This is a genomic window from Teichococcus coralli (assembly GCF_009829925.1).
GTDB classification, from domain to species: Bacteria; Pseudomonadota; Alphaproteobacteria; order Acetobacterales; family Acetobacteraceae; genus Pseudoroseomonas; species Pseudoroseomonas coralli.
The window spans coordinates 24,042-42,121 of sequence record NZ_SNVJ01000020.1; the positions used below are offsets into that span (position 1 = coordinate 24,042).

The following is an 18,080-nucleotide window of genomic DNA, read 5'->3' on the forward strand; positions in this document are numbered from 1 at the left end:
CAGGAGGGAGGAAAGAATGATCCATATGACGCGACGCAGCACGCTCGCGGCGCTCGCTGCCGCCGCTCTGCCCGGCGCGGCCCGCGCTGGGGAGGCGACATGGCCCGACCGCACGGTGCGCTTCATCGTGCCCTTCGCGCCGGGCGGGCCGGTCGAGATACCGGCGCGCTTCATCGCCGACCGGCTGACGCACAGCTTCGGGCAGAACGTCATCGTCGAGACCAAGCCCGGCGCGGGCGGCGCGCTCGGCATCCAGTCCGTGGTGCAGGCGGCCGATCCGCATGTGCTGCTCTTCACCACCTCCTCCGTCGCCATCCTGCCGGCGCTGCTGGCCAATCCGGGCTACGACCCGTTCCGCGACCTCGTGCCCATCAGCATGGTGAGCGAGGTGCCGATGGCCCTGCTGGTGCGGCCGGACTGGCCGGTGCCCGACCTCGCGGCCTTCCTGCAGCAGGCGAAGGCGAAGCCGCAGCGCTTCTCCTTCGCCTCCTCCGGCACCGGCTCCACCACGCACCTGGCGGGCGAGCTGCTGAAGGCAAAGGCCGGCATCGACATTCTGCACGTGCCCTATCGCGGCGGCGCGCAGGCGGTGAACGCCGTCTATGCCGGCGACACCGACATGCTGATCACCGGCCTGATCGAGGCGATCCCGCATGTGCGCGACGGGCGGCTGCGGGCGCTGGCGGTGACGGCGCCGCAGCGCAGCCCCGCCTTGCCGGAGGTGCCGTCGCTCGCCGAGGCGGTGCCGGGCTACGGCATCACCATCTGGTACGCGATGTTCGGGCCGCCGGGCACGCCGCCCGCCGTGGTGCAGCGCCTCGCCGGGGCGATGGCGCCGCTGCGCCAGGGCACGCCGCTGGCGGAGCGCATGACGGAATCCGGCGCCACGCTGCTGCTCGACGGCCCTGGCCCGCTGGCCGCGCGAATGCGGGCGGAAGTGCCGCTGTGGAAGGAGATCGTGAAGGCCGCCGGCATCCAGGCCGGCTAGCTTCTTCCGAATGGGTTTCCAAAGGCCTCAGGCCTTTGGCGGGGAGGGTCCGGGAGGGGCGGCGCCCCTCCCTGGCGCGGCGACGTCAGGACGCCCAGGCCGGCGGACGCTTGGCCTTGAAGGCGGCGATGCCTTCCTCCGCCTCGCCCGCCGCGCAGCGCGCGAAGGCCTGCGCGCCGGCATCGGCGTAGCCTTCCGGCACCGGGCCGCCGAGCGCCGTCATCAGCGCCTTGGTCTCGGCCAGGGCGCCGGGCGCGCCCTGCCGCAGGTCGGCGATCACCGCCTCCACCCGCGCCGCCAGCGCGGCGGCATCCGGCAGCACCTCGTGCACCAGCCCGCGCGCGGCGGCCTCGGCGGCGCTCACCGGCGCGCCCTGCAGCACCAGCCGCGCCGCCTCGCTGCGCCCCATGCGGTGCGACAGCCAGGGCAGGATCTGCGCCGCCACCAGGCCGCGCCGCACTTCCGGCGCGGCGAAGCGCGCCTCGGCCGAGGCGAGCGCGATGTCGGCCGCGCAGACCAGCCCCAGCCCTCCGGCGAAGGCCGAGCCCTCGACCTGCGCGATCACCACCTGCGGCAGCGCGGCGATGGCGGCGAAGCGGGCGCCGGTGCGGCGGTTGCGCTCAAGCTGCTGGGCCAGCTTCTCCTCGGGCGCGGCGGGCGCGCCCACCTCGTTCAGGTCCAGCCCGGCGCAGAAATGCCCGCCGGCACCGGAGAGCACCAGCACGCGCGCCGAGCGGTCCTCGCGCAATCCGGCGAGCAGCGCGTCCAGCGCCTCCACCAGCGCCGTGCTCATCGCGTTGCGCCGCGCCGGACGGTTCAGGATGGCGCGCACCACCGGCCCGTCGCGCTGCACCAGGAGGGGGATTTCGGCGGCGTCGCTCATGCGTGTTCTCCAAGGCGGGTGGTGCGGGCGTGCAGGCGGCGGCCCAGCAGCGCCTCGGCGGCGCGCCCGGCCTCCCGCACGCGGTCCAGGTCGAGGCCGGTGCGCAGGCCCATGGCCTCCAGCAGCGTCGCCAGGTCCTCCGTGCAGACATTGCCGGTGAAGCCCTCGCCATAGGCGATCCCGGCCGGATGCCCGCCGGTGCCGCCCAGCGCGCTGTCGAAGTAGGTGATACCGGCTTCCAGCGCGGCGACGCAATTGGCCATGCCGGTGCCGCGGCTGTCGTGGAAATGCGCGATCAGCACGGCGTCGTCCGGAAGTTCCTCGCGCAGCAGGCGCATCAGCGCGCGCACGCGCGGCGGCGTGCCGCTGCCGATGGTGTCGCCGATGGCGATGCGCCGCACGCCAAGCGCGAGGAAGCGCCGGGCATCCTCCAGCACGCGCGCGGGCGGCGTCGGCCCGTCGAAGGGGCAGTCGAAGGCGACCGAGATGGTACCGACGGCGGTGAAGGCGGTGCCGGCCAGCGCCGCCATCTCCTCGACGTTGCGCCACTGCTCCTCGCGCGAGCGCCGCAGGTTGCGCTGCGTATGGCCCTCGGAGGCGGAGACGAGGAAGCTGATCTCCTCCGGCCCGCGGCCTTCCGCCTGCGCCGCCAGCGCGCGCCGCGCGGCGGCGGGATTCGGGCAGGTGGCCTTGAACAGCACGCCGGGGCGCGGCGGCACGGCCTGCAGCACCTCCACCGCATCGGCGAATTGCGGCACGTATTTCGGGTGCGAGAAGGAGGTGATCTCGATGCGGCGGAAGCCGCAATCGGCGATGCGCGCCAGCATCGCGGCCTTCGCCTCCGCCGGCAGCACGACGGGTTCGTGCTGCAGCCCATCGCGGGCGAAGCACTCACAAAGCACGATCTGCGGTGTCTCGCTCATGCGGGCAGCAATCCCTTCAGGATCTCGATGGCGTCGTAGGGGGTGCGGGCGGCATGCGCGCCGGCGGCCTGCAGCGCGGCCAGCTTGGCGGCGGCGCCCTCGCGCGCATGGCCGATCAGCGCGCCGGCATGGCCCATCTGCCGCTCGGAGGGCGCGTGGCGCCCGGCGATGGTGGCCACCAGCGGCTTGGGGAAGCCGGCGAGCGCATCGGCCAGGGCGTATTCCTTGTCGCCGCCGATCTCGCCGCAATACAGCACGGCGGCGGTGTCGGGGTCGTCGCGCAGGGCGGGGAGGTATTCGTGCGGGTTGCGGCCGATCACGCCGTCGCCGCCGAGATGCAACGCGATGCGCTGGCCGATGCCCGCCGCCGTCAGCAGCCGCGCGACGGTCAGGGTCAGCGTGCCGCTGCGCCCGAGCAGCGCCACCCGCCCCGGCTTGCAGAAGGAGGGGGCCACGGAGCCGAGCAGCCCCTGGCCGGGGATGCAGAGGCCCAGCGTGTTCGGCCCGACCAGCCAGCTTCCCGCCGCGCGCGCGGCGCGGGCGGCCTCCAGCGTGTCGTGCAGCGGCACGTATTCGGCGGCGGCGACGATCGTGGCGATGCCGGCGGCGGCGCATTGCCGGATGGTGGCACCGGTGCCCTCGGGCGGGGTGTAGAGGATGGCGGCATCGGCCGGCGCGTCCAGCTCGCGCAGGCTGTCGAGCAGCGGCAGCCCCTCCAGCGTGCCGCCGCCCTTGCCGAGCGCGATGCCGGCGACCAGCGGCGTGCCGGCCTCGCGCATCGCCATCACCTGCCGCGCCGCATAGCGCCCGGTGGGGTTGAACACGACGACGCGGCGCGGAAAGGCGTGCAGGAAGGGCGGGATCATGCCGCGAGGTCCCGGGCCATGGCGCGGATCAGCGCCAGCGGATCCTCGTGCAGGGCGGCGACGCCCGCCGCCCGCAACTGGTCGCGCGCCGCCGCGGCGTCGAAGCCGCGCGTGGCGGCATGGCCGGCGGCGAAGCCGGCGTAGAGCGGCCTGGGCGGCGGATGGCGCGCGAGGAAGGCCAGCAGCGCCTCCACGCGGTCGCGCAGCGGGCGGGAGGCCAGGGTGGTGTAGAACAGGATGGCCTTCACCTCCGGGCGGGCGGCGATGGCGAAGGCGGCCTCCAGCCGCGCTTCGGTGGTCTCGGCCGGGCCGCCGCGCAGGTTGTCCATGAAGCAGGCGGCGCGCAGCCCGTGGTCGCCCAGCAGGTCCATCAGCTGCATGCCGAGCCCGGCGCCGGCCGAGACCAGCGCCACGTCGCCCGGCATCTCCACCAGCGCGAAGCCGCGCTGCCGCGCCTGCCGCTCCAGCGGCGAGAGGGCGGCGGCTTCCAGCGCGGCGCTGTCGGCGGGGGTGTCGTGGCGGGGCAGGGCGGCGTCGTCGCGCACCAGCTTGGCGTCGCAGGCGACCAGCCCGGCCGGCGTCACCGCCAGCGGGTTCAGCTCCAGCAACTCCAGGTCCTCGGCGCGGAGCAGGCGGGCGAGGCGCGGCACCAGGCGCGCCACCCGCGCGGCGAGCTCGGCCGGCAGCACGTCGCGCAGCGCGGGGAACAGCGCCTCGGCGGCGAAGGGGTCGTCCGGATCGACGGGCAGGCGCAGCGGCGCGGCCGCCTGCTCCACCTCGACGCCGCCGCGCGCGGAGAACAGGCATTCGATCGCCTGCCGGGTGCCGTCCACGCGCAGCGCCAGGTACAGCTCGCGCGTGATCTCCACCGCCTCCTCCAGCAGGAAGGGCACCGCGCCGGCCTGCGCGGCCATGGCCGCGCGCAGGGCCGCGACCTCGTCCGGCGCCGCGCGGCGCACCAGCCCGCGCCTGCCACGGCCGCCCTCCAGCACCTGCGCCTTCAGCACCAGCCCAGGCCAGTCCCGCGCCTCTGCGGGCACGGCGCCATCCGCCGGCAGCGCGACGCCGCGCGGCACCGCCACGCCATGGCGCCGCAGCAAGGCCTTGCCGTCCATCTCGGTCAGCCGCATGGCCGGTCCTCCCGCCCCGTTTTCGCGCCAGCTAGGCGCCTTGAGTTGATTTTGTCAACCAATGCGGCCTGCGGCATCTGGGGGCGGGGCTTCACGATCCTCCCAATCACTTCCGTGCCGCTCGCGACAAGCCCGCGAATTCCATTTAGAATGCGGTCATGCCCGCTTCGCGAACCGTTGCCCCGTCCGGGGAAGCCCGGACGATCAAGGACCTGCTCTCCTACCGCATCCACCAGCTGGCGAACGCCCTCAGCCGGGGCGCGGCGGCGCGCTACCGGCGGGAGTTCGACGTCAGCCTGATGGAATGGCGCACCATCGCCCTGCTCGGGGATTTCGCGCCGATGTCGCTGAAGGACCTCGCGCGCCAGAGCGGCCTGGACAAGGGGCTGGCGAGCCGGGTGGTCGGCGGGCTGGTGGAGCGCGGCCTGGTGCGCCGCGGCGCCGCGGCCGACGCGCGCGAGCTGGCGCTGAGCCTGACCCCGGCCGGGCGCAAGGTGTTCGGCGGGCTGATGCGCTCCGCCGGCGAGCGTGACGCGGCCTTCCGGGCCGCCTTGACCGAGGCGGAGATGGAATGCCTCGACAGCGCCATCGGCAAGCTCCTCCAGGCGGCCCGGCAGCAGCTCTGAACGCAACGCCGCTCCAGGATGCCGGGACCATCCGCTCCTGTGGCAGGGGTCCGCGAGGGCGGCGTGGAGGCGCTCACCGGCCCGGCCAGCCTTGTCGAGGTCAGGTGGAAGGTCCTTGAAGCGGAGGGCCCGGCCCGCTTCTGGCGGAGCGCGGCCACGTCCCGGCGCCGCGCCTTCGGCACCACCGGCAGGAATGGCTTAGGCCCTGAACGCCGGCCGAAGCGGGCAGGCCCGCCGCCAGCGTCGCGCAGGCCGGCAGGAAGGAGGAACCGGGGAAGATCCGCTTCTCCCCTGCTCCACCCTTAGGTCCCGCGCGGCCGGCGAAGGCGCTCAGGCCTTGGCGAGTGGCGCAAAGGGGGCCGGCTGCATCAGGCTGTTCTGCTGCGAGAGGAGGTAGCCGGCCTCGGCACTGATGGCGAGGAAGTTCTGCCACTCGGGATCGGCCTGCAGCGCGGCACGGCGACGGGCGCGGTCGGCGGCGTCCTCGTAGCACCAGATGTGCACGTAGCTGTTCACGTCGCCGGTCTCGGTCAGGAGATAGGCCAGCGGCTCGCCGAGGTGCCGGCGCTGCACCGCCCAGCCATGCTCCTCGTATAGCGCCAGGTGCTTCCGGATGGTGCCGGGACGGCAGACATAGGTTCGATGGTCGATCAGCACGGGGGAACGGTCTCCTGGAGTGAGGTTGCGGGGGAGCGGGCGCCTTGCGGCAAGGCCAGCAGCAGGCAGGCCAGGTCGCGCAGCGAAGCCATCGCCATCAGCGCCGCGCCGACCGGGATGGCGGCGTACCAGGCGGTGACGGGAAGCTCGAGGATCGGCGAGGTGGCGGAGGCGTCGAGCGCGAGGCTCGTGCCGTACCAGCAGAGGATCAGGGCGAAGGCCAGGCAGCACAGCGTGACGACCCCGCGCAGCAGGCGGCGCGGCAGGCCCGCCGGCAGCGCGTTCAGCAGCACGTCCACGGCGAAGTGGCCGCCCTCGCGCCACAGCTCGGCGGCGCCGAGGAACACCATCCAGGCAAAGAGGAACTCCACCCCCTCGCCCACCCAGGCGATCTCGGGCAGGCCCACGGCGCGGGCCACCACGTTGGCGCCGACCAGCAGCATCAGCAGCGCCAGCGCCGCCGAGGCCAGGAAGCGCAGGACGAAGCCCAGCCGGCGGTCGATGGTCAGGAAGGTCTGCATGGTCAGCGCGCCCAGAGCGATGGCAGCAGCGTCGAGACGGCGGGGATGTAGGCGACCGCCAGCGTCACGACGACAATGCCGAGGATGTAGGGCCAGAGCTCGCGCACCAGCTCGCCCATGTTCACGCGGCACACGGTGCTGACGGCGAAGAGCACCATGCCCACCGGCGGCGTCAGCAGGCCGATCGCCGTGGTCAGCACCAGCATCACGCCGAACTGCAGCGGGTCGATGCCGAAATGCGCCAGCACCGGCATGAACAGCGGCGTGGTGATGACGATGATGGCGACGCCCTCGACGAACATGCCGAGCACCAGCAGCACCGCCAGCATCAGGAAGGTGGCGCTGCCCGGCCCGGGCGCCAGCGCCAGCAGCCCGGCGACCAGCTCGTCCGGCACGCGCTGGTGCGCCAGCATCCAGCCGAAGAAGCCCGAGGCGGCGATCACGAACATCACCACCGCCGTCGAGCGCGCGCTCGCCCAGAGGATGCCGGGAATGTCGCGCAGGCCGATCTCGCGATACACCACCATGCCGAGGAACAGCGCGTAGGCGCAGGCGACAACGCCCGCCTCGGTGGGGGTGAAGAGGCCGCTCAGCAGGCCGCCGATCAGCAGCGCCGGCGCGCCGAGCGGCAGCAGCCCGTCCAGCACCGCCCAGGTCGCCTCGCGCAGCGTCGGCCGCGCCTCGCGCGGGTAGTCGCGCAGCCGCGCCGTGACGGCGACGATCACCATCATCACCGCCGCCATCAGCAGCCCCGGCACCACGCCGGCCAGGAACAGCTGCACCACCGAGACGCCGGTGATGCCGCCATAGATCACGAAGGGCACGCTGGGCGGGAAGATCGGCCCGATGGTGGAGGAGGCGGCGGTGACGGCGGCGGAGAAGCCGAGGCCGTAGCCGCTCTTCTGCATNCGGCGGCGGAGAAGCCGAGGCCGTAGCCGCTCTTCTGCATGGCGCGGATCTCGACCTGCCCGAGCCCCGCCGCGTCCGCCACGGCGGCGCCGGACATGCCGGAGAACAGCAGGCTGGCCAGGATGTTCACCTGGCCCAGGCCGCCGCGCATTCGGCCGGCGATCACCGCCGCCAGCCGGAACAGCCGGTCGGTGACGCCGGCGGTGTTCATCAGCGTCCCCGCCATTACGAAGAAGGGGATCGCCAGCAGGGTGAAGCTGGTGCCCGAGGCGTACATGCGCTGCGGCAGCATCGGCAGCACCATGGCCTGATCGGTGAGCAGGTAGAGTGCGATGCCCGTGCCGCCGATGGCGACCGCCACCGGCAGCCCGAGCGCGATCAGCAGCACCACGGCGCCCAGGATGAGGAAGGCGGTCATCTCGGCGTTTCCTCCTGCCTCAGGCCGCGGCGTCCTGCACGATCTTCAGCATGCGCTTCATGTTGTCCTCGCCCGCATAGCTGGCGACACGCTTGTAGGCCGGCTCCATCTGCGCGCGGAACGGGGCGAGGTCGGGCTTCGTGATCTTGACGCCGGCGGCCTCGATCCTGCTCAGGTCGCTGGCTTCCTCCTCCTCGTCCAAGCGGCGCATGGCCTGGGCGGCGCGGGTGCTCTCCTCGCGCAGGATCTCCTGCTGCGAAGCGCTCAGCGACTGCCAGCGGCGGCGGTTGATGACGTGCACGAGGCTGTTGTAGGCGTGCCGCGTCAGCGCCAGGTGCGGCTGCGTCTCGTGCAGCTTCATGTGCCAGATGACGCTGACCGGATTCTCCTGCCCGTCCACCACGCCCTGGTTCAGCGCGCTGGGCAGCTCGGTGAAGGCGATCTGCGTGGCGCGCGCGCCCAGCGCCTCGATGCAGGCGACGAGCTGCACCTCCGGCGGCGTGCGGATGCGCAGACCCTTGACGTCGTCGGGCGTCATGATCGGACGGCGCGAGTTGGTGATGTTGCGGAAGCCGTAATCCCAGGAGGCGAGCTGCACCAGCCCCTGCTTCTCCAGCAGCGGCGCCGTCCAGGCGGCGAAGGGGCCGTCCAGCACCGCGAAGACATGCGCGCGGTCCTTGAAGATGAAGGGCGCCATCACCGTGGCGAAGGCCTTCTCGTACTTGTCGAGCGCGCCCTGCGTCGGCAGGTTCATGTCGATCACGCCGAGCTTGGTCTGCTCCAGCTGCTCGGGCGGCGCGCCGAGCTGGTTGGCCGGGAAGATCTCGATCTTCAGCGCGCCCTCGCTGCGGCGCTCGACCGCCTCCTTCATCTGCAGCGCGGCCTTGTGGCCGGGATGGCTCTCGGCGGCGAGGTGCGCCAGCTTCAGCGTGGTGGCCGCCGCCGCCGGGCGCCCGATCAGCACGGGGGCGGCGAGCGCGGCGCCGCCCAGCAGCAGCGCGCGACGATTCACTTCCATGTTGCTCCACTCCCAAGATGGGCCGGTCTCAGCCGGCCTTGTTGTTCGCCGGCAGTCTGGCCTCGACGCCGGTGAAGTGCTCGTAGGCCTTGATGACGGCGGCGCAGTTCTCCTCCGCGAAGCCGAGCGTCTCGGCCATGGCGTAGGTCTGGTGGATGGTGTCGGCCATGAAGCCGGGCAGGCCGGCGCTTTCCAGCCAGCGCGCGTAGTACTTCACGTCCTTGCGGGCGAGGCCGATGCTGATGCCGGGCGCGAAGTCGCGCGCCAGCGTCTTGAGGCCGTAGAGGTCGAGCATGCCGCTGCGCCCGCCAGCGGCGGAAATGATCTCCACCGCGCGCCCGAGATCAAGCCCGTCCTTCGCCGCCAGCGCGAAGCCCTCGGCCCAGGCGGCGACGTTGGCGAAGGCGATGTAGTTGTGGATCAGCTTCAGCCGGATCGCGTGGCCGGTGGGGCCGATGTGGAAGACGTTCTCGGCGTAGAGCGCGAAAACCGGGCGCAGCGAGTCGAGCAGCGCCGCCTCGCCGCCGAACAGCACGTTGACGCAGCCCTGCTCGGCATGCACCGGCGTGCGCGTCATCGGCGCCTCGGCATAGGCGACGCCGCGCGCGGCGGCGGCCTCGCTCATCCGCCGCACCGCCTCCGGATTGGTGGTCGTATGGTCGAGCAGGATGCTGCCAGGCGCCATGGCGGCCAGCAGGCCGTCCGGCCCGAGCGACAGCGCCTCGACATCCTCGGCGGTGTTGACGCAGAGCGCGAGGATATCGGCCTCCGCCGCCAGGGCGGCCAGCGAGGGCGCGGTGCCGGCGCCGAGCGCCACATGCTGCGCCACCACATCGGCGCGGCGGTCCGCCACGGTCACCTGCCGGCCCTTGCGCAGCAGGTTGCGCACCAGGCCGCCCCCCATGCCGCCCAGGCCGACGAACCCGATGCGGCGCCTGTCCTCTGCCATGCCGTGCACGCCCCCTCCCGCTGTTGTGGTCCCCCGCAGGGGCGCCGTCGCTTGCCGGAAGCTGACCACAGTGTAAGATGTCTTACAAGTTGCTTTCACGCCCGCCATGCGGTGAAATTTTCCACAGGTCAGAGGCCCGCTTTGGCTCTACGCTCCCCCTGGACAGCATCGGACGCCGCGTGACCGAACCCCGTTTCCCCTTCCAGCCGCTCCGCAGCGGCAACGTGACCCTGGCCGACGCCGCCGCGGCCCAGCTGGGCGAGGCCATCCGCCAGGGCCGCTTCACGCCGGGCGACCGCCTCCCCGGCGAACAGCAGCTTGCCGGGGAGTTCGGCGTCAGCCGGCCGGTGGTGCGGGAGGCGATCTCGCGGCTGCAGCAGGAAGGGCTGGTCGAGAAGCAGCATGGCCGCGGCGCCTTCGTCACCGATCCCGCGAGGTCCGGCGTGTTCCGCATCTCGCCCTCCTGCTTCGCCAAGCGGCAGGAACTGGCCAAGCTGCTGGAGATGCGGACCGGCATCGAGGCGGATGCGGCCGCGCTGGCGGCGGTTCATCGCCGGCCGGCGGACCTCGCCGAGATGCGCGCCGAGATCGCGCGCATGCAGGAGGCCGACGCGCGTGGCCGCGACGGCGCCGCCGCCTGGGTAGCGGCGGAGAACGCCTTCTACGCCGTGATCGCCCGCGCCGCCGGCAACGAGCATCTGCGCGCCTTCCTGCGCATGATGACGGCGCAGATCGACCTCCATCTCGCCTCCGTGGTGGTGAAGAACGCGATGGCTGTCGAGCGCGGCAGCACCGTGCTGGCCGAGCACCGGGCGGTGCTGGCGGCGGTAACCGCCGGCAGCGCGGAGGAGGCGCGCGCGGCGGCGCGGCGGCACTTCAGCGCCGCCGCGGCGCGTCTGGTCGCCCGCGCCGACCTCGCCGACGTCTGAGCGGCCCCGCGGGCGGCGATCCGGCATTCCCGCGCACCGCATGGAGCTGTGGATGGGCTCGCCGGCGTTGCGGGATCGGCAACGCGCGTTTCCATCTTGTGTCTTGTTCCCGCCTGCGTGAGGCCGGAACCTCGAACCGTCGCGGGTGAGGGCGGCCGTGCCACGGCACCACGCATGGCGGGGCCGCCCGCTGCTCTCCCGCGGGTACCGTGATTCGAAGGGAGCCCCCCATGAGCGCTGACCTCCTCGATGCAGGCAAGAAGCTGCGGGCCGAGGTGATCGGGCAGGCAAGCCACGACGCCGCCCTGGAGAATGCCACCGCCTTCGACATGCCCTTCCAGGACCTCGCCCTGCGCTACTGCTGGGGCGAGATCTGGGGGCGGCCGGGGCTCAGCCGCAAGCTCCGCAGCGTGGTGAACCTGAGCATGCTCGCGGCGCTCGGCAAGCCGAACGAGCTGAAGATCCACGTGCGCGGCGCGCTGACCAACGGCGTGACGAAGGAGGAGATCCAGGAGATCTTCCTGCAAACCTGCATCTACTGCGGCGTGCCCGCTGCGGGGGAAGCCTTCAAGGTGGCCAAGGAGGTCTTCGCGGAGCCGGAGTTCGCCGGCCGCTAGGGGCAAGGCGACCGTTCCGCGCCGCGGCGCCCGGAACCGCCATTCCTGGTGCGGAGCCGGCGCCGGCTGCCCCTTCCCGTCGAGCGCCTGATCGGCTTCCCGCGCGCGCGCATGGAAGCCTTCCGCGCCGATCTCGCCGGCTGGGGGGCGGGGCTTCTCCCCCGCCACTGCCGTGAATGCCGCGGCGGCAACGGTTGTTCGGAAATCCCCGCTTGTGGCGGGCCGCCCGGGGGGCTGAACTCCAGCGCTGGGCAAGGAGGAGTGGAGCAGCGGCATGACCATCGAAACGGTCGGCGTGGTCGGGCTGGGGAACATGGGGCTGCCCATGGCGGCCACCCTGGCCCGCAAGGGCTTCGACGTCTGGGGCTTCGATCTCAGCGAGGAAAGGCGCCGGCTGGCGCAGGCGCAGGGCATCCACGCGGTGCCGGAGCTCGCCGGGCTGCTGCGCCGGGTTGACGCCGTGGTCGCGTCCCTTCCCCTGGGCCGCGATGTCGAGGCCATGGTGCGGACCCCGGCGGGGCTCCTGGACCGCGCCGACCGCCGGGTCATCGTCCTCGACACCTCGACGGCGGATGCCACCACCAGCCGCCGCCTCGCGGCGCTGCTCGCCTCCCGCGGGCATGGCCATCTCGACGCGCCGGTGAGCGGCGGTCCGGCCGGTGCCGCCGGCGGCCAGCTCACCATGATGATCGGCGGCGACGACGAGGACCTCTCGCTCGCGCGCCCCGTGGTGGAGGCGCTCGCCGCCAGGGCGGTGCATGTCGGGCCCTCGGGCGCCGGCAACGTCGCCAAGCTGATCAACAACATGCTGGTGGCCGCGCACCTCATCACCAACGGCGAGGCCTTCCGGCTCGCCGAGGCGGCCGGGGTGAAGGCCGAGGCCGTGCTCGAGGTGGTCAACGCGGCGACCGGCCGGAGCGCCGTCAGCGAGGCCTTCTACCCGAAATGGGTGCTCTCCGGGCGGTTCGACAGCGGCTTCGCGGCGGGGTTGATGCGCAAGGATGTCGGCCTGGCGGCCGAGATGGCCGCCGAGCTCGGGCTGGCCCTGCCGCTCAGCCGCCATGTCGCGGAGATCTGGAGCGGCAGCCGGGAGGAGCTTCCCGACGGCGCCGACTTCACCCGGATGACCCGGTACCAGGCGCCCGACCGCGAGTAGCGCGGCGCGGCCGGGCCCAGAGGGAGGGAACCCAGCCGCCGCCATTCCGCCCGAGCAGCAGCTCAGGCGGGCAGCGACGCCTGCCGCGCGCGGGAGTCCAGCCGCTCCATCCTCGCGGCGAGGACTTTCTCGAAGTGCTGGAACTCCGCCGCGTCCAGGCCGGTGAGCAGGTGGTTCTCGCGCTCCGCCTGGAGCCGGATGGAGCGCACGGCCTCCAGCGCCTCGCCAGCCCCCATGGCGCGGCGAAAGAAGCGCGCCATGACATGCTCCGCCTCGACCACCGGAACGTAGAATCCGTCCGCGGCATTGCCGGCCGGCACCTGCAAGGCCTCCGCGAGCAGCTTCGCCGGCGGACTCACCAGCCGCCCGCGAGGGTCGTCCGGGCCCCCGCGAAGCCAGACCAGCACCTCGGCGCTGACCAGGTTCGCCCGCACCTGGCGCTCAAGCAGCCGCAGCCCGGCGCGATCCGCGGCCTCGCCCCCCTCGCGCCGCAGCCGGGCCAGCAGGGAGGCCGTCTCCTCCAGCGCGCCGGAAAGCCGCGTCAGGCGTGTTTCCGCGGCCGGAATGCCCGCGGCGGGATCCGGCAGGCCGACCCGCAGGTGCAGGCGGTAGAGCAGCGTGAGCAGCAGGGCGGTCCGGCAGAACAGGTTGCGGGCGAGGCCGAACCCGTCGCCCTCGCGGCGGCACGCCTCGATGCTCGCCTCCAGCAGGGTGAAGGCCTCGGAAAGCTCGGCGTCCTGCAAATGGGCGAAGCGCCCCGCGGAGCCGGCGAGATAGGCCAGCTCCGCCCGCGCCTTCTCCGCGGCGGGGGCGCGCAGCTCGTTCAGCAGCTCCAGCGCCCGGCGCGCATGGAACCAGGCCGCCTCCCAGTAGCTGCAGCGGTGCGCGACGCAGGCGGCGAAGGCATGCGCCTCGTGGTCCGGCTCCGCCTTGAAGGCCGCATCGAAGCGCTGCGCGAGTTCGCTGCCGCGGTCGCCGCCCAGCAGCTCCATCGCCTCGTCCACGGTGAGATCGTCGATGATCCGGGGCAGCCGCAGGCGGATCGCGATCGGCGCGCGCGCGGGCATCCTGTCACGCTGCAGCCGGCGCATCAGCCGCGCGATGCCCGCGCGCACGTTGACGCCGAGATGGGCGGCCTCGATGCGCGCGATGATGCGGCGCTTGTCCTCATGGATGGCCGTGCGCAGGTCCTTATCGCCGCGCAGCAGCGAGGCGAGGGCGTTGAGGCTGCGCACGCGCCGCTCCAGCAGCTCGGCGTTCAACACGACCCCGTCGCGGAAGCCGTCCTGCCATTCCTGGCGGATCCGCTTGAACAAGGCGACCTGCTCCGCCGCGAAATCGAAGGGATTGGCGCCGTAGATCGTCTCCAGGGCTTCGCGGAACTGCCGGCGGCTGGCCACATGCCGCGCCAGCGTCCGGTGGATCGCCAGGGTATGGGGATAGCCCGGGTCGACGGCGCGGAGGTTGGCGAAGAGCGCGTCCAGCGCGTGCCGCGTCCGGCGCATGACGTCCGAGTGGCCGATGCCGTTCGGCATCTTCTCCACGTTGAGGATGGGCACGTACTGCAGCACCGGGCGCAGAACAAAGGAAGCGCGCCCCGGGCCCGCCTGCGCATTCTCCCGCCAGTACCATTCGGAATAGGCCTCAAAGAGCTTCTGGTCGGCGGTGATGAGCACCACGCGGGTGTCCGAACGCGCGCCCGCGCGCTCCAGCAGCATGGTCTGCACGATGGCCTCGGCGTCCCGCCGCGCCGTTCCGCCGCCGCCATGCCCCGTCTCGCCCGGCCGCGCGCCGCTCTGCCGCCGCTGCGCGATCGTCCGCTCCAGCGCGTCGAACTCCTTCCGCAGCAGCGTCTCCGGGCGGTCGAGGATGTCCTCGGTCGCGTCGGGATGGAGCGCGAGCGGCCGCACCGCATCCTCCTCGTACAGCCGCAGCAGCTGGTTGGCGCGCTCCACCGCCGTGCCCGCGATGCGCGCCACCAGGCCGGGCACCTCCTCGCGGAAGCGGCGCACCGCCTCCCGGCCGGTCAGCGCCGCGGTCCTGCGCTGGTCGACCAGGCGTTCCAGCTGCTCCTCCACGGCGCGGATGCGCGGGTCGGGCGCGCTCTCGTCGTCGCCCATCTCCGAGCGCAGGCGGTGCCACTTCTCGGTGACCTCCTCCGCGTGCCCGGGCGCGAGAAACACCGGCAGGTCCTCCTGCCCCTCGAGGCCGCGCGAGAAAAGGAACTCCGCCGTGATCAGCGCGGTCGCCGTGTCCAGATCCGGCCGGTCGTGGCCGCGGAAGGCCACCGCGTGCCCGCGCTCGCGCACCGGATCGAGAAAGAACCAGACCACGTTGGCATCAACCAGGTAAACGATCCGCCCGCCGCCACGGACGAAGTCATAATCCTCGTTGTTGTATTCGAGACTCAGGCGCAGGCTCGCCGCCTCCTCGAAGTAGCGCTGGGTTTCGGCGGCGACGCCCTCTGCCTCGTGCTCCGTCATGGCCGCGCCTCCGCCATCGCGGCCGGGTGCGGCGCGCGGCGCATCGCGAAGCTGGCCAGCACGCGCTCCCCGCTGAGCGTGCCAAGCGCCGCGCCGCCCAGCGCCCCGAAGCGGGTGAGCATGTCCTGGCACTTCCGGTACGCACTTGCGCGCAGCCGGCCCGGCCGGGCGAGGCTGAGCGGGTCCTGCACCGCCACCCGCAACGAGCCATCGAGCAGGTCGAAAACGTGGTTCAGCTGGACGTCCGGCGCCGCGAGGAGGCCCCGCAGCACAGGCGGGCTGAGATGCGCGTCCCACTCGTTTGTCACGCGCAGCTTCCAGAGCCAGTTGCAGGCCTCGACCTGCCGTGCGCACCAGGGCCGGTCCGTCAGGCCGAGCACCACCGCCTGGATTTCCTGCATGTCCGCGCAGAGGCCGCGGCCGGGCCGCCGCTCGATGGCGAGCGTCACGTCCCGCAGCGTCTCGGCTGGCGGCACGAGGTCGGTGAGGACGGCGCAGCGGCGCAGGAAGTCGGGGCTGCAGCCGCGCTCGGCCAGGCCTTCGTCGGACCAGACGGTGCCGGCGAGCGCCGCGGCGGTGAGCAGCGGGCGGCGCTCGCGCTGCCTCGCGCGTGCGACAAGGACGGAGCCGACGAAACGGTCGGCGCGCTCGCCGAGCGCGACCCCGCCGAAGCGCAGGTCCAGCCATTCCACCATCTGCTCGAAGCGGTTGGCGAGCCAGATGCTCTCCTCGGGGAGGCTGGGCTCTTCCGGCACCTCGCCCTTGCCAAGCTCCGCCTCCACGCGGGCAAGCTCCTGCACAAGGGCCTGCGGCACCACGGCCGTCGCCTGATGGAGCTCCGCCAGATCCTCCCAGGCGGTGCGGACCGCGGCCTCGGCCGCCATGCGCAGCATCCTGGCCTCGCCGTCCCGATCGCCGCGCCGCGTGGCGCGCCAGTTCCGCACCGCGGTCTCGGCGCGGAGGATGATCTCCTCATGGCCTGTCGATCTGGGGTTCTCGACGCCTGCGCGCGAGATTGTGGGGAAAAGGCCGTCGAGGCGCGCCTCGATCTGTTCCGCGGCGCCAGGCGCGAGGCGCCAGCACTTGCGGGGCCTGCCCCGTCCGCGCTGCGTCCCGGATGGCGGGCGGCCGCCGGCGCGCTCCTCGCCAGGACCATCATTCACCAGGAGCCGGCGGTTGCGCTTGACCCAGGACTGCGCGGTGTTCTCGGAAACCTCGGCCACCTCGCCAAGCTGCCGCACCTCGAACTGGCCGAGTGCCAGGGCGCATCGAAGCAGCCGGAATTCCTCCTCAGCCACGGCGCGACCTCCATTTCTGGATTACCGGACGGCTTGTAAGGGAATTTCTGTTCGGCCGCACTAAAATTCCCGGTTGTCGACGCTTCGTGAAAGGAGGCTCCTGATCTCGTCCAGCGCGGGAGAGGGCGCGATGACGAGGCTCCTCAGGCGCCGGTAGTAGCCCTGCTTGACCGGCGAGTAGGGCAGCTTGGGATCGGTGACGCGTTCCAGCCGCTCGATCAGCTCCACCAGGGCGGCATCCGGCACGTCGAGGACGTTGGCGCACAGCGCGAGCCGCACCGCGAGGTGCCCGGTCAGGCGCGATGCCCCCGCCGCCTCGCGCTTCTTGAGCCGCTCGAAAAGCTTCACCCCACGCGCGCGCTGCTGCCGGACACGACGGATCGCCGCCGTTTTCCGCGCGTCCGGGCTGGCCTCCTCCGGCGTGACGTCCCGCCGCCGGTTGTGCTCCGCCTTGGTCTTCAGGGCGATGTCCTCCGCGAAGGGAAGCAGGTCCGGGGCGAGCGCGGCCATGCGGACATGAAGCGCCTCCTCCAGCAGCTCCGCCGCCGCCGCGTCCACGAACCCCTCGCGGAACGGGCAGTCCTCAAGCGTGCCGGCGCGCTTTCCCGCCGTGGACCAGGCCTGGGGGCCGTGCACGCAAACCTCGTGGAAGATGAGGTAGAGCAGCGCGGCGAAGTGCTCGAAGTTGAAGTGGTCCTCCGGGAGCGTGACCTCCACGATGGCGCGGCGTGCCCCGGGGCGGTCCGTGGCGGGGAACTTTGTCCGGGCGCCAAGTGCCGACTCGCGGGTGCCGCAGGTGTGGAACTCCACCGCGAGGTCGATCTGGCAATCCTGCGGCAGCACGGCGTCATAGGCTTCCTGCGCCACCAGCAACGCGAACTGCAGCAGGCCCTGAAAGGGCGCCCAGCACGCCGCGCCGTTGCGCATGTTCTGCCCATCAATCCTGGAATCGTCACGGCAAACCTTCTCGGCCGCGCCAGGCTTGGCCGCCCCGTGCCCGACGCAGCTCTCGCAGCTCACACTCAGCGCGTCCTCGCGCAGCCGGTTGACGAGCTTGCGGATGTTGACGGCGGCCGGCAGCCGTTCCTGCGTCCGGTACTGGCTATCCACCTCGTCCGCCATGTCGCGCAGGAAAGCGTCGAGCCGGGTATCGCAGTCCTTCAGCGGGCCGAGATTCCGGGCGGCCTTCTCGGCCGCGCGCAAGAGGTCGTCAACAAGGTCGCGCTCCTCGGGAGTGGCTTCCGGAAGGTGCAGGCTGCGCGCGGCGCGCAGCAGGGCGGACAGCCGCTTGCGGCTTTCCAGCCCGGGATGCTGCCCGCCTGTCGCATCGGCCCGGAAGCAGACGTTACCCGGCATTCCCGGATGCCTTCAGGTCGGCCCCGAAACGCTGCTTCAGGCGCGGCCAGAAGACCCGCTCCCACAGCACGTCCACGGCCTGCTTCGCGACATGCGTCAGCACGCCGCCCGCGACCGATATCAGGATCGTCTCGGCCACGCCGAACTGCGCCTCGTTGCGGCCGGCCTGGAGCGGCACCTCGGCGGATTGCAGCCAGGCGGGATCCACGCCCGCCAGCTCCGCCTCGCGCCGCAGCCCGGGGTCGCTGCGCAGCGCCTTCCAGATCGAGGCGAGCTCGCGTTGCACCTCGGCCGGAGCGATCCCGCCGCCGGCTTGCAACTCGGCCACGTCCTGTGCGCCGGGTTCTGACATG

19 protein-coding genes are annotated in these 18,080 nt (G+C 72.6%); 5 read left to right on the forward strand and 14 right to left on the reverse strand.

Features of this window, described 5'->3' with window-relative positions; all coding sequences use genetic code 11:
- Window positions 1–16: 16 nt before the first annotated feature.
- Entirely contained in the window at window positions 17–988 is a 972-nt protein-coding gene (locus E0493_RS18450; RefSeq protein WP_160938728.1) for a Bug family tripartite tricarboxylate transporter substrate binding protein, read from the forward strand.
- Between the two features lie 85 nt (window positions 989–1,073).
- On the opposite strand, the gene E0493_RS18455 is transcribed toward E0493_RS18450, so the two are convergent.
- Genes E0493_RS18455 through E0493_RS18470 form a run of 4 tightly spaced genes read right to left on the reverse strand, consistent with a single transcriptional unit; the run spans window position 1,074 to window position 4,790 of the window.
- The gene (locus E0493_RS18455) at window positions 1,074–1,871 is read right to left on the reverse strand and encodes an enoyl-CoA hydratase/isomerase family protein (RefSeq protein ID WP_160938729.1); all 798 of its coding nucleotides are present in this window, start codon (window positions 1,869–1,871) and stop codon (window positions 1,074–1,076) included.
- Window positions 1,868–2,794, reverse strand: a complete 927-nt coding sequence (locus tag E0493_RS18460) for a hydroxymethylglutaryl-CoA lyase (protein ID WP_160938730.1) — start codon at window positions 2,792–2,794, stop codon at window positions 1,868–1,870. Before E0493_RS18460 ends, E0493_RS18455 begins: the two co-directional genes overlap by 4 nt.
- Complete coding sequence (locus tag E0493_RS18465) at window positions 2,791–3,660, reverse strand: CoA-binding protein (protein WP_160938731.1); 870 nt, start codon at window positions 3,658–3,660, stop codon at window positions 2,791–2,793. Before E0493_RS18465 ends, E0493_RS18460 begins: the two co-directional genes overlap by 4 nt.
- On the reverse strand, window positions 3,657–4,790 hold the full coding sequence (locus E0493_RS18470; protein ID WP_160938732.1) for an ATP-grasp domain-containing protein: 1,134 nt from the start codon (window positions 4,788–4,790) through the stop codon (window positions 3,657–3,659). The genes E0493_RS18465 and E0493_RS18470 overlap by 4 nt, the downstream gene beginning before the upstream one ends.
- A 158-nt stretch (window positions 4,791–4,948) precedes the next feature.
- Between E0493_RS18470 and E0493_RS18475 the strand changes: the two genes are divergently transcribed.
- Window positions 4,949–5,416 (forward strand): MarR family winged helix-turn-helix transcriptional regulator, encoded by a 468-nt coding sequence (locus E0493_RS18475; protein ID WP_160938733.1) that lies wholly within the window; start codon window positions 4,949–4,951, stop codon window positions 5,414–5,416.
- 330 nt (window positions 5,417–5,746) lie between these two features.
- Here E0493_RS18475 and E0493_RS18480 read toward each other — a convergent pair whose 3' ends face one another.
- From E0493_RS18480 to E0493_RS18505, 6 genes are all read right to left on the reverse strand, one after another.
- Complete coding sequence (locus tag E0493_RS18480) at window positions 5,747–6,073, reverse strand: NIPSNAP family protein (protein WP_160938734.1); 327 nt, start codon at window positions 6,071–6,073, stop codon at window positions 5,747–5,749.
- Window positions 6,067–6,594 carry a TRAP transporter small permease gene (locus E0493_RS18485; RefSeq protein ID WP_160938735.1) on the reverse strand — a complete coding sequence of 176 codons (528 nt, stop codon included), beginning with the start codon at window positions 6,592–6,594 and terminating at the stop codon, window positions 6,067–6,069. The genes E0493_RS18480 and E0493_RS18485 overlap by 7 nt, the downstream gene beginning before the upstream one ends.
- A 2-nt stretch (window positions 6,595–6,596) precedes the next feature.
- On the reverse strand, window positions 6,597–7,502 hold the full coding sequence (locus E0493_RS18490) for a TRAP transporter large permease (RefSeq protein ID WP_160938736.1): 906 nt from the start codon (window positions 7,500–7,502) through the stop codon (window positions 6,597–6,599).
- A complete protein-coding gene (locus E0493_RS18495) occupies window positions 7,406–7,921 on the reverse strand; it encodes a TRAP transporter large permease subunit (protein WP_160938737.1) in 516 nt (171 codons plus the stop codon). The genes E0493_RS18490 and E0493_RS18495 overlap by 97 nt, the downstream gene beginning before the upstream one ends.
- Before the next feature lie 19 nt (window positions 7,922–7,940).
- Entirely contained in the window at window positions 7,941–8,939 is a 999-nt protein-coding gene (locus tag E0493_RS18500; protein ID WP_160938738.1) for a TRAP transporter substrate-binding protein, read from the reverse strand.
- A 28-nt stretch (window positions 8,940–8,967) separates the two neighbouring features.
- The gene (locus E0493_RS18505; protein ID WP_160938739.1) at window positions 8,968–9,888 is read right to left on the reverse strand and encodes an NAD(P)-dependent oxidoreductase; all 921 of its coding nucleotides are present in this window, start codon (window positions 9,886–9,888) and stop codon (window positions 8,968–8,970) included.
- 179 nt (window positions 9,889–10,067) lie between these two features.
- Between E0493_RS18505 and E0493_RS18510 the strand changes: the two genes are divergently transcribed.
- The 3 genes from E0493_RS18510 to E0493_RS18520 all read left to right on the forward strand — a co-directional run bounded on the left by E0493_RS18510 (window position 10,068) and on the right by E0493_RS18520 (window position 12,590).
- Window positions 10,068–10,817, forward strand: a complete 750-nt coding sequence (locus tag E0493_RS18510; protein ID WP_160938740.1) for a FadR/GntR family transcriptional regulator — start codon at window positions 10,068–10,070, stop codon at window positions 10,815–10,817.
- A 230-nt stretch (window positions 10,818–11,047) separates the two neighbouring features.
- On the forward strand, window positions 11,048–11,434 hold the full coding sequence (locus E0493_RS18515; protein WP_160938741.1) for a carboxymuconolactone decarboxylase family protein: 387 nt from the start codon (window positions 11,048–11,050) through the stop codon (window positions 11,432–11,434).
- A 274-nt stretch (window positions 11,435–11,708) separates the two neighbouring features.
- Complete coding sequence (locus E0493_RS18520; RefSeq protein WP_160938742.1) at window positions 11,709–12,590, forward strand: NAD(P)-dependent oxidoreductase; 882 nt, start codon at window positions 11,709–11,711, stop codon at window positions 12,588–12,590.
- Between the two features lie 62 nt (window positions 12,591–12,652).
- Here the strand turns inward: E0493_RS18520 and E0493_RS18525 are convergent, their stop codons facing one another.
- From E0493_RS18525 to E0493_RS18540, 4 genes are read right to left on the reverse strand one after another with little or no spacing between them, the layout of a single operon-like run.
- On the reverse strand, window positions 12,653–15,073 hold the full coding sequence (locus tag E0493_RS18525) for a hypothetical protein (RefSeq protein ID WP_160938743.1): 2,421 nt from the start codon (window positions 15,071–15,073) through the stop codon (window positions 12,653–12,655).
- Window positions 15,070–16,371, reverse strand: a complete 1,302-nt coding sequence (locus E0493_RS18530) for a hypothetical protein (protein ID WP_160938744.1) — start codon at window positions 16,369–16,371, stop codon at window positions 15,070–15,072. Before E0493_RS18530 ends, E0493_RS18525 begins: the two co-directional genes overlap by 4 nt.
- 60 nt (window positions 16,372–16,431) lie before the next feature.
- On the reverse strand, window positions 16,432–17,727 hold the full coding sequence (locus E0493_RS18535) for a hypothetical protein (RefSeq protein WP_160938745.1): 1,296 nt from the start codon (window positions 17,725–17,727) through the stop codon (window positions 16,432–16,434).
- A complete protein-coding gene (locus E0493_RS18540; RefSeq protein ID WP_160938746.1) occupies window positions 17,717–18,079 on the reverse strand; it encodes a hypothetical protein in 363 nt (120 codons plus the stop codon). Before E0493_RS18540 ends, E0493_RS18535 begins: the two co-directional genes overlap by 11 nt.
- Between the last annotated feature and the right edge of the window lies 1 nt (window position 18,080).